Annotated in this window: 11 protein-coding genes; all 11 read left to right on the top strand. The window is 36.4% G+C overall.

The window, feature by feature from the left end:
• The first annotated feature begins 2 nt into the window (after positions 1 to 2).
• The 11 genes from KKC17_02285 to KKC17_02235 all read left to right on the top strand — a co-directional run bounded on the left by KKC17_02285 (position 3) and on the right by KKC17_02235 (position 11,386).
• Positions 3 to 1,862 (top strand): hypothetical protein, encoded by a 1,860-nt coding sequence (locus KKC17_02285; GenBank protein MBU1039040.1) that lies wholly within the window; start codon positions 3 to 5, stop codon positions 1,860 to 1,862.
• Positions 1,863 to 1,867: 5 nt separating this feature from the next.
• Positions 1,868 to 2,311, top strand: coding sequence for a PrgI family protein (locus KKC17_02280; protein MBU1039039.1), 444 nt, complete (start codon positions 1,868 to 1,870; stop codon positions 2,309 to 2,311).
• 6 nt (positions 2,312 to 2,317) lie between these two features.
• A complete protein-coding gene (locus KKC17_02275; GenBank protein MBU1039038.1) occupies positions 2,318 to 3,007 on the top strand; it encodes a hypothetical protein in 690 nt (229 codons plus the stop codon).
• 38 nt (positions 3,008 to 3,045) lie between these two features.
• Positions 3,046 to 4,920, top strand: coding sequence for a DUF87 domain-containing protein (locus KKC17_02270; protein MBU1039037.1), 1,875 nt, complete (start codon positions 3,046 to 3,048; stop codon positions 4,918 to 4,920).
• A gap of 75 nt (positions 4,921 to 4,995) precedes the next feature.
• A complete protein-coding gene (locus tag KKC17_02265) occupies positions 4,996 to 5,577 on the top strand; it encodes a hypothetical protein (protein ID MBU1039036.1) in 582 nt (193 codons plus the stop codon).
• Positions 5,578 to 5,733: 156 nt separating this feature from the next.
• Positions 5,734 to 6,111 (top strand): hypothetical protein, encoded by a 378-nt coding sequence (locus tag KKC17_02260; GenBank protein ID MBU1039035.1) that lies wholly within the window; start codon positions 5,734 to 5,736, stop codon positions 6,109 to 6,111.
• Positions 6,112 to 6,121: 10 nt separating this feature from the next.
• Positions 6,122 to 7,642, top strand: coding sequence for a pilin (locus tag KKC17_02255; protein MBU1039034.1), 1,521 nt, complete (start codon positions 6,122 to 6,124; stop codon positions 7,640 to 7,642).
• 6 nt (positions 7,643 to 7,648) lie between these two features.
• A complete protein-coding gene (locus KKC17_02250) occupies positions 7,649 to 8,884 on the top strand; it encodes a hypothetical protein (GenBank protein ID MBU1039033.1) in 1,236 nt (411 codons plus the stop codon).
• Positions 8,885 to 8,988: 104 nt separating this feature from the next.
• Complete coding sequence (locus KKC17_02245) at positions 8,989 to 9,204, top strand: hypothetical protein (GenBank protein MBU1039032.1); 216 nt, start codon at positions 8,989 to 8,991, stop codon at positions 9,202 to 9,204.
• A 51-nt stretch (positions 9,205 to 9,255) separates the two neighbouring features.
• The gene (locus KKC17_02240) at positions 9,256 to 9,906 is read left to right on the top strand and encodes a thioredoxin domain-containing protein (GenBank protein MBU1039031.1); all 651 of its coding nucleotides are present in this window, start codon (positions 9,256 to 9,258) and stop codon (positions 9,904 to 9,906) included.
• A 1-nt stretch (position 9,907) separates the two neighbouring features.
• On the top strand, positions 9,908 to 11,386 hold the full coding sequence (locus tag KKC17_02235; GenBank protein ID MBU1039030.1) for a D-alanyl-D-alanine carboxypeptidase family protein: 1,479 nt from the start codon (positions 9,908 to 9,910) through the stop codon (positions 11,384 to 11,386).
• The last annotated feature ends 5 nt before the right edge of the window (positions 11,387 to 11,391 follow it).

Raw genomic sequence — 11,391 nt, 5'->3', positions numbered from 1 at the left:
CTATGGTTACACAAAATATTATAAAGAATATTCCCTTAAGAGACCAACAATTTTTTGAAAGATTGTCTGATTATGCTAACTGGTTGATTGTCCAAGACGATATTGGAACCTCTTATGAATTTTTAAAAAAAATAAAATCAGCTGTGGAACAAGATAAGTCGTTAGATCAATTAACCAAAAATAATTATAATAAAATTATTTGGTTATTGCATGGAGAGTGTTTACCTTTTTTGAATAATGATGAGGTACTAGAATTTTTTCGTCAGGGTTTATCAGTAGTATTAGGAAGTAATGAAATTGATTTATTGGCTAAATTAGAAGCCAAGCTTTTAAGAATTTTAATACACGAAGATAGAGATATTTTAAAGAAAAATTTAAAAGAGGTTTTAGTTAATAGTAGAGCTATTTTTGTGGAAAGTCACGGAGCAAGCGGTTCTTTGCGTACAGTTGGTGATTGGCTTAAAGATTATATTTCAGTGGTTGGTGTGGAGATATCGGATTCTCTTAAGAGGGAGCAATATATGTCCCAAAGAGAATCTTTAAAGAAATTAGACCCAGCTGTTAAAGAGGAGGTAAGAAAGTTATTAGTCTTGTTTGATTATTTAGGGCATTCTTCTTTGACCCCAGAAGGTTTAGAAGAAAAAGGTAGTTTTATAGAAAATGATAAAAAAATAATTTTAGACAAAGGTCAAGTTAGAGAAATACAAGAAGCTGATGCTGGTCCTATAATAAGTAAAATATTACCTAAGAAAGAGTTGAAAGAAGTAAAAATAGAAACATCTAATACTCCTCAAGTTTTAAAATCATCAGCTCCTGCTTTTTTGTTTGACGAGGCTGATGAAAAAGAAGCTGATAAATACCGAGATCAAACTAACGAAACAAAGCAGACCCCAAAAGTACCCCTAGAAGAGAGGCTAAGGGATTTTGCTAAGGAAGTAATAGTTAAGAATAATTTGAGTTTTAAAGATGAAGTAAATGCTCGGCGCTTTGAATTATTGTTTGTTTCTAGGCTTAAAGAGGTGCGTAATCAAGTAGAGGTTAAGGAATCATTAATGAAGTTGGTAACTGTTGGTGGGTTAGGTCTAAGTGAACCAGTAGCCGATAAAGTAGCCGGTATAATCGAAAAAGCTAAAAAGGATTTTGAATCGCCAATTGTTGATCGTCAATCGTTAAAGATAAATAATAAGCCGGCTAAAATTTCAACTGGCAAACAAGAGATAGATAAATTAATCGCCGCTGAATTGCCAGTAGTTTTACCAGCCAAGCCAGTAGCTTTACCTGTGGTTAAAAAGGTGGAGTCGCCTCAGGCTTCTATAGTTAGGCCGGAAATTACAGTAAAACCAAAAATAGAATTTGTTAAAAAAGAAGATGTTAAGTTAGATCGGCAAAAAGTTTTACAAGAATTAGCCAGGTCGGCTGCCGTTTCTGTTGGTTCGGCTAGTCCGGTTAGTAATAAAAATTCTTCTATTAAATCCGATCAGCCAGTTATTTTAACTAAACCTAAACCGCAACTTACTGATGTTAAAGCGCCGTCTAGACTTTTAGGTCCTTTAGAAGAATTAAAGACCTTGACCTTAGTGGATTTTCGGCGTTTGTCTGTTAAGCCTACAGAGGCTTTGCGTAAGATACAAACTAAAATAGAATTAATTGGTGAAACTTCCATAGCTAAAAAAATTGAAGCTATTCGTTCTTGGCAGGCCTCCGAGGTTTATCGTAATTATTTAGATTTAGGCCGTCTAAGTATTGAGCATGGTAAATCAATCAGTCAAATTATTTCCGAGCAATCGCTGGTTGGCCAAATTTATTTAACAGAAGAAGAGTTCCAGGCGGTAGTGGATTTTAATGAAAAATTAAGGTTCTAGAATTTATGAAACAGTTTGTGGTACCACAATTTATAGACATTGAGGACAAAATTTTTGGTCCGATAACCAGTCGACAATTTATTATATTAATGATTGGTGGTTTTTTGGTGTTTGCTGAATTTAAGCTATTTGATTTTGCTTTATTTTTATTGTTGGGAATTATAACAGCTGGTTTATCTATTATTTTCTCTTTTGTTAAAGTTAATGGTATGCCCGTTCATTATTTTTTATTGAATTTATTCCAAGGTATTAAACAACCCAAAGAGAGAATATGGCGGAAAGAAATAAATGAGGAAGATTTAAAAAAGGCTGTTCGTCGGCCAGTGGTTATGCCGGCTAAAGTTAGCCTTTCCAGCAAACAACCTTTTAATAAGTCGCGCTTACAGGAATTAGTTTTAATGGTAGATACCGGCGGGGCTTATAATCCGGAAGAAGATATTAATCAATAATTATTTATGGCTACTAAAAAAGAATTATCAGGTAAAAAATCCCAACTGGCTTCCACGGTTTCTCATTTAGCTATTCAAGAAATCAGAGAAGATGCCGTTGTTCTTAAAGATGGTACTTTAAGGGCGGTTTTGCTTTGCTCTTCAGTTAACTTTGTTTTAAAAAGTGAACAAGAGCAAGAGGCCATTATTCAAGGTTATGTTCAATTTTTAAATTCTTTAGAATTTCCTTTACAAATTGTTATCCAATCTCGCCGATTAAATATTGATGGTTATTTGGACAAATTAGGTGGCCTACTAAAACAACAAACTAATGAATTATTGCGTGTTCAAATGACAGATTATATTGGTTATATTAAAGAGTTGATTGGTTTGGGGGATATTATGACTAAGCGTTTTTATGTGGTGGTACCTTATAATCCAGGAGCTGATAAAAGTCGTGGTTTTTGGCAAAGATTGGTAGCAATATTTTCGGCGGCTAAATCCATCCAACTTTCTCGGGAGCGTTTTGTTCATTATTTAGAATCTTTAGAGCAAAGAGTTTATTCGGTGTCGGGTGGTTTGTCTTCTTTGGGACTTAAGAGCGTTCGTTTGGACACTCAAGGCTTAGTAGAACTTTATTATACTAGTTATAATCCAGAATTATCTCAACAGCAAAAATTGGTTAATATGGATAAATTGGAAGTGGAAGCAGAATAGAGTTTATTCATAATTTTTGACTCTGAATTTATTATTTTATGGCTATTTCTATACACCAAGCAAAAAAAGAATTACAAGACCAAGAGCAGTTGGAACAAGCTGGTTCGTCTATGACCGTATCTTCAGAAAAGGAATTGATTGAAGCGGAAAAAGTATTGCGCGAGGGTTCGGTTAAAATAAAAGAACTTATTGCTCCGGCAGCTTTTAAGGTAACGCCTAATCACATAGAGTTAAACGGACAGTTTTTACGTACCATTTTTGTAATGGCTTATCCTCGGTATATTTCTTTAGGTTGGTTTGTGCCGGTAGTTAATCTTAATGTTACTTTGGATGTGGGTATGTATTTTTATATGATACCGTCCGAAGTAATTTTAAAACAACTTAGGAATAAAGTTGGTGCCCTAGAAGCGCAAATGATGGCTGATCGGGAAAAAGGAGCGCCTAGGGATCCGGTTCGGGAGACAGCTTTACAGGATATTGAACAATTAAGGGATAATTTGACTCAAGGATCAGAAAGGTTTTTTCAATATGCTTTATATGTAACTTTGTATGCGTCTACCCTAAAAGAGTTAGACAAAATAACTCAACAAGTGGAAGGTTTGTTTGGTTCTAAGTTGGTTTATTCTCGGCGGGCTTTGTGGCAAGCGGAGCAGGGTTTTAATTCAACCTTGCCTTTGGGTATGGATGAATTGCAGGTTTATTTTAATATGAATTCTTCGCCGGTCGCTTCATCCTTTCCTTTTATGTCGGCCGAATTAACTAGCGACGATGGTATATTATATGGCATCAATCGGCATAATAATTCTTTGATTCTATTTGATCGTTTTAGTTTGCAAAACGCTAACTCAGTAGTTTTTGCCACTTCAGGTGCGGGTAAAAGTTATGCTGTTAAATTAGAAGTTTTGCGTTCTTTAATGATGGGCACGGATGTTATTATTATTGACCCAGAAATGGAATACAAACATTTATCAGCGGCCGTAGGTGGTAGTTATGTTAATATTTCTCTTAATTCTGAAGCCAAGATTAATCCTTTTGATTTACCTCGGCCGGTGGGTGATGTTAAGGCTGGTGATATTATTCGTTCGGCTGTTATAACCTTAAAAGGTTTAATGCGTTTAATGTTGGGTAATTTAACTCATCAAGAAGATTCTTTGATAGACCGAGCATTGCTGGAAACTTACGCTAAAAAAGATATTACCATTTCTTCTGATTTATCTCAGGTAGAACCGCCAGTTATGTCGGATTTTCAGGAAGTTTTGGCCGGTATGGAAGGTGGAGAAAGTTTAGTATTAAGAATTAAAAAATATACCGAAGGCACTTTTTCTGGATTATTTAATAGTCCGACCACTGTGGATATGAAGAACCAATTGGTGGTTTTTTCGGTCCGAGATTTGGAAGATGAGTTAAGACCGATCGCTATTTATACCATAGTTAATTATATTTGGAACGTGGTTCGTTCGGAAATGAAAAAGCGAGTTTTGGTAATTGATGAAGCTTGGTGGTTAATGCAGAACGAAGATAGCGCCAAGTTTATTTTTGCTTTAGTTAAACGTTGCCGTAAGTATTATTTGGGTGTTACAACTATTACCCAAGATGTTAATGACTTTTTAAATTCACCTTATGGTCAGGCCATAGTAACTAACTCTTCTTTACAGTTACTGCTTAAACAATCATCGGCGGCCATAGATAAAATCGCTTCTGTTTTCTTATTGACGGAAGGGGAAAAATATTTGCTTTTGGAGTGTGGTGTGGGTGAAGGAATATTTTTTGCTGGCGCTAAGCATGCCGCTATTAAAATAGTGGCTTCTTATACCGAAGATCAATTAATAACTTCCGATCCTAGGCAATTGTTGGAAATAGAGCAGGCTAAAAAAGATTTTGAACAAAGCCTGCAAGAACCGGAAATAGGATAGATAATTAGTTTGAAGATTTGATATTTATAATTTAGGATTTTTAATTAGCACCCTTACTATTTAGCCTTCAGTTTTATGTACCTCTCTCGCCGTCACCTAATCATCATCATAAGTTCAATTGTTGTTTTATTAATAGTGGTTGCTATTTTGTGGCAATTTAAGGGTCAAGAGTCCCCTAAAATGCCTGGTAACCAGGAAATTACCGAGTTAGACGATAGTCTTTCGGCCATTACTAATAATAATTCTACAATTGAACTACCTTTAGATAATTTAGAGGCAACGAGTTCAGCGGATAGTCAGCAGTATGCCAGACAAGCCAAGGCACGTTTATTTGTTGAGAAATTTGGTTCTTATTCAACTGACAACCCTTTTGCCAATTTAATTAGTGTGGCTGATTTAACTACCCCAGCTTATCAAAGTTATTTGAATTCTTTGCTTAACCAGGAGTTAACCGATGTTTTTTATAGTGTGGCTACTAGGGCTTTGGCAGTGGAAGTATTAGCTAGCCAAACAAATCAAGCTACAGTTTTGGTTAGTACTCAGCGTCAGGAAAGTAAAGCACGCGATGGTGAAGCAACTATAAAATATCAAGCTATTGAACTAAAAATGATTTTAATTAATAATGATTGGTTAGTAAATGGCGCCGAGTGGCAGTAAAAAATAAAAAGCACAAATTAAAACTAAAAATTGTGTCATTCGGAGCGAAACGAAGAATCAGGTAATTTCAGGATGACATAAAAGAATATTAAATTTAAGTTGTGGTTTTGAATTTTATTAGGATTTAGAAATTAGTAATTAGGGTTTTTATAAATTATGCCCGACCAACCAGAACAAAAAGAGCAAGAAATGCAACAACAATACCAGGAACAACTGGAAATGGCTAGGCGTCAACAAGTGTTAAAACAGGCACAAAATTTGGGCCAGCAAGCTGCTTTAGGTGAAGCTAAGACACAAGCAGTTCAGAAAATTAAGGCAAAGATTAAGAAGAGAATAATGATTTGGTTAATTAGTGTCGTGGCTTCTATATTAGGCAATCCTATAACTTGGGTGATTTTAGGGGTTTTAATTGTTATTATTGTGTCGGCTTGGTGTTTAGATAATACTTTTCAGTGCGTGTCCACTTTTGGTTTAAAGGCAGTATCAACTCCTTTTGTTGGTATGGAGGCGGCAATTGAGGCAATTGCTAAGTAGTTTTTATTTTATGATTATTTTACAAAGATTTTTTTTAATAAAGCCATCAAAAGTATTATTATTTTTCTTTTTTAGTTTGGTTTTATTTTTTATTTTTAGTTATAGCGCCAAAGCGGCGGCTGGAGATTTTGTTCAGCAACGTTGTTGGTTTGAAGATAATTGTAAAGAGGGCAAAGGCTTATGGGAAAAAGATCCTTCTGTTTTGCCGGGTGGTTGTGCCGCTAATCCGACTAATATCAGTTGTCAAAATTGTGATGAAGTTGGCGGTCAGGCCACGGCTCGTTGTTTTGCCCCCAGCCCCTCTATACCCTTACAAGTAGGTATACCGGGAGTTAGTGAAAAATTTTGTTCCAGTTATACTTTAGGCGAGGAGCCAACTTCTTGTTCTACTGATCAAGATTGTCAGCAAAAAGGTTTGGGTTTTTGCCGACCAGGGATTACTGGTGGTTTTCCTGGTTATTTGGCAGCCTTTTATAAATTTTTTATTGGTTTTTTGGCTGTAGCTGCTGTGGTTATGATAATGTGGGGCGGTTTTAAACGTATTGCCGCGGCCGGTAGTGCTGAAACCATAAAGAATGCCAATTCTACTATTATTAGTGCTATTGTCGGTTTAGTAATCGCTTTAATGTCTTATTCTTTACTGCAACTGGTTAACCCGGCTTTGGTTAAAAATACCTTGCCGGGCATAGAAATGGTTAAGCCGGAAATATTTGGTTTTTGCCCTGCATACCAAGAAGCCAAATCTTTGTATAATGCCGGGTACACTTATTATGAATGTGTCGGTGGTTCATTTGATAGACTACCTTGTTTTAAAGATGAAGATTGTAAGCCAGCGGCTGGTGAAACAAAAAATGGTACCTGTGTGGAACGGCAAGGCAAAAATTCCCCTAGTAGCAGTTGTGGTAAAAAATTGGTTTTGAGTACTGGTGAATGTACTGGTTTGGAATGTCAGGAAACAGGTCAGGGTTGTTTTAAAAATTCTTCTCGGGAGGGTTTTCCTTATGCTTGCAGTAGCTATATGTTAAAGGGTAAGTTAGTGGGTATAGAAGTAAACAGGTTAGATGCTTTATTAATCTGCAATAACGGTGATAAAGTAGGTTTTGATTGTGGCATGATGAAACCGAATGGTACTATTAGTGATACTATGGATGTGGAAAATAATGGTTATTATACTTTGACGGGTTGTTGGAGTGGTTTGACTTTAAAGAATACCAATCATTGTGCAGCAGCGGGCGGGGTTAAGGGTTTGGCTTTGTTGGTGGAAAGGGAATCGGACGGTTGTGATGATTGGTATGCTATAGATGCTTCAACTTGTGGTACTATAAGTAAGAAAATTTTGGACAATAACGGGATAGGTGTAACGCGTTGGCATAGTGGCTATCCGATTTGTGCTTTAGATTTATTAGCGGATGATATTGATTATACGAAGGTTAGTGCTGATAAATTATTCCAGCCGTTTGATAGTAATGGTAAAATGCAACCAATCGCTTGCGATTTAAATATTACAGACACAGAATTTCCTGATAGATAAAATATTATGTGGCAATTTTTAAAAAGTAAAAAATTTTGGATTGGTGTATTAATAGTTGTGGCTATTGGTTTAATAGTTTGGTTTTTGTATTTATTATGGCGGCCCAAAGTTCAACCATCGGTTATTACGCCAGGCGGTCAAACTAATTTTCCCATAACTGGACCGGGTAGCGGTACAACAACCGAGCCTGGTACCGGTACTTTGCCTGGAGCCGATACAGTAACTCCAGGTGGGCCAGGAACAGGTTTGGATCAAGGGGGTGCCGAAGCTTTACCTTTGGTTACGACTGATCCAGTGGTTAAACCAGACACAGCTTCTGGGCGCCTTAGGTATTATAATCCGCAGGATTGTAAATTTTATGAAATAGATGCCAGTGGTGTTAAAAGGGTGATTAATCAAACAGATTATTGTAGCGTGCAAAATGTTACTTGGTCTAAAGATAGCGATAAGGCTGTTTTAGAATTTCCCGATGGTGCTAATATTGTGTATGATTTTAAATCAAAAAAACAATATACCTTGCCTAAAGAAATGGCTGAATTTTCTTTTTCGCCAGATAGTGGCCAAATCGCCGGTAAATATTTGGCTGATAGCGTTAATGATCGTTGGGTGGTAAAAATAAACAGCGATGGATCCGGGTTAACTGGCATAGAACCTATGGGTGAAAACGCCAGCAAGGTAGAAGTTGCTTGGTCGCCCAATAATCAGGTGGTGGCTTTATCGAGAACCGGTACCGATAATACAGCCTTTTCTCAGCAAGTATTATTAATTGGTTTTAATCAGGAAAATTTTAAGGGTTTATATGTAGATGGTCGAGGTTTTAATTCTAAGTGGTCACCCGATGGTCAAAAATTATTATATTCTGTTTATAGTGATAAAACGGATTTTAAACCAGCTTTATGGTTAGTAAACGCTAGTACGGATAATGTGGGAACCAATAAACGTCAGTTAAATATTGCTACTTGGGCCGATAGGTGTACCTTGACTGGTTCAGCAGCTTATTGCACAGCTCCACAAGAAATGCCCCAGGGAGCCGGTTTGGTACCAGAATTAGCCACAGGTCAGCCAGATAATATTTGGCGAGTAGATTTGGGCACAGGTTCGGCCATTCTTTTAGCTAGTCCGGTAAACGAGCGGGGTGAGGGAATGAGTGTCGGTGAGGTAACTGTTTCTAAAGATGGTCAGTGGCTTTATTTTACGGATTCAGCTACTAGACAGTTAAGAAGTATTAAGTTGAACAATTAGTGTTATTTTAAATAGGTTAAATATTAACAAATAAACCTATGGAGGGGTTTAACAATTTAATAAAATCTCAAATCCTAATTTCTAAATCTTAAATAATACCCAAAATGCCAAGGTATGATTTAGAAAACAGGACAGCTGCCTTTGGTATAGCTGTGATAAAGTTTGTTAAAACTTTACCTAATAATACCGTTATTAAGCCGATTATAAGTCAATTAATAAGGTCAGCTCGCAAATTATGGCAAGAAGCTAAGGAATTAAACTTAATCTTTAACTCCATAATAATTAAGCTTAAAAACAAAGAGATGTTAAAAGATAAGTAAGTTTGGAAATTGTGATTTGGGATTTATTTAGGATTTAAGTTTTAATATTTTATGTTAAAAAAAATTTCTTTCTGGTTTGGTTTATTAGCGGTGGTTTTGTTGGTCGTGATTTTTTTTAATTTAAAAGAGCAATCAAAAATAATTAATCCAGTTTTGGAACAGCCGACAGAAAAAGTTCAACCTAAAAATCCTAGTGAGGTGACTATTTTTCCAGCTGACCCAGTAAGAGGAGTAAAAAATGGAGCCAAACTAACGATTGTTCAGTTTAGCGATTTTACTTGTCCTTATTGTGCTCAAATGGCTGTTTTATTGTCTGTGATGGTTGCCCAAAATAAAGATAGAGTTAGTTTAGTTTGGAAAGATTTTCCTTTGGCCGAACACGAGCAGTCTTTGCCGGCTGCTAAAGCGGCTCAGTGTGCCTCGCTGCAGGGTAAATTTTGGGATTATCATGATAAACTTTTTCAAAATCAATCTAGTTTAAGTGATTTCGTGTATGAATCAATCGCTAATGATTTAAAATTAAATATGCCTAAATTTTTAACTTGCTTGAGTAATAACGAAACTTTGCCATTAATTCAAAGGAATATTATGGAAGGTCGGTCGGTTGGTTTAGATGGTACACCTTATTATATAATTAATGGTCGGGTGCATAGTGGCATTTTAACACAAACGGAACTAAATGATTTGTTAAGTGGTTATTAATATGAAACAGAAAGTTGTTTATTTATTATTGATTGTCAGTTGGTTAGTTGCTTGGCCGACTTTTGTTTTAGCTCAATCGGATCCGACTTCTAAAGCTGTTCAGGCTTGTCAGGCAGAAGGTTATGAACTAGGTTTTAGCTCACCTGTTACCTCGGCTTGTCAAAAAAATGAAGCTGGTGTAGATGTTTGTGGTTATGGTTCGGCTAATGCCGTAGACTGTAATGGTTGTTCTATTTCAGCTATCTCTGGTAAAGCTTGTTGCCAAAAAGACATAGGTCAGGGTTCCAAAGTTTATAAATGTGTTAGTTTTAATACTTTTAATGAAACAGTGCCGGATGCTACAGCTGTTAGTACTAATATTGATTGTGTAAGTCCTGGAGAATTTAAATCTCCGTCACTTTGGGAGGGATTGTTAGGTCTAGTTGGGGCGGCTTGTAGTAATTTAAATTGTTGTAGTCCATCTACTTGTCAAGAGATATATGGTGATAATGGAGTAGTGTTGCAATTAGGTTGTGTGATGCCAGCTGACAGTTATAATACTACACAAAACCAAAGCCAAGAATCTAAAACAACAGAATTCGTTCCGCAAGTTACTATACCGGGTACGATTTTTACTGCTGGTAAACCTGTGGTAGTAACAGGGAATACTTTAGGTCAATATATAGCGGATTTTTATAAATTTTTTACTGGTTTAATAGCTGTTATAGCCGTGGTTATGATAATGTGGGGCGGTTTTAAACGTATTGCCGCGGCTGGTAGCGCCGAAACTATCAAAAACGCCAATTCTACTATTATTAGCGCTATTGTTGGTTTAGTAATTGCTTTAATGTCTTATTCTTTACTGCAATTAATTAATCCGGCTTTGGTTGAATTTAAGGATTTAAAATTGGAAACAATTACCAGAGAGGATACTATTATAGCCAAAACTGGTTCAGACAGTGATGCGGCGGCAAGCAATCAAAATAAATGCGCCAATGAAGATAATTTAACAGCTATAGAAACCAAAAAATTTGGCGCGGTTTATGCCAGCGACCCTAGGCTTAATAAGGAGGCTTATCAAAAATTATTGGAAGTACAAAACATATTAAAAACACAATATAATAAAACCTTACAAATCAATTCAGCACATCGAAGTTTGGCTACGCAAACTAAACTGTTTAATGAAGGTATAGCTAAACATGGTGCGGATAAGGTTCGAAGTTTTGTGGCCTATCCTAGTTGTGCCGCACCTCATTTAACCGGCGGGGCAGTGGATGTTTGTCTGCAAGGACAAAGTTGTCCTTATATTAGTTCGGCTTTTGCCCGGCCGTCTATTAATTTAGTACCCAATGATGTTTGGACTGATATATCTTTATTACAGCAAGTTATGTCAGAAGTTGGTTGGGTTAGATATTGTGGTGAATGGTGGCATTTTGAATGGGGTACAGCCCGCTGGCAGGCTGGTAAAGATAAACCAGCTGGCAGTGATAAATGTACATAATTTAA

The sequence above is a fragment of the Patescibacteria group bacterium genome, assembly GCA_018817715.1.
Lineage (GTDB): Bacteria > Patescibacteriota > Patescibacteriia > Veblenbacterales > UBA10138 > JAHITT01.
This window is presented reverse-complemented; position numbering and strand designations above follow the sequence as displayed.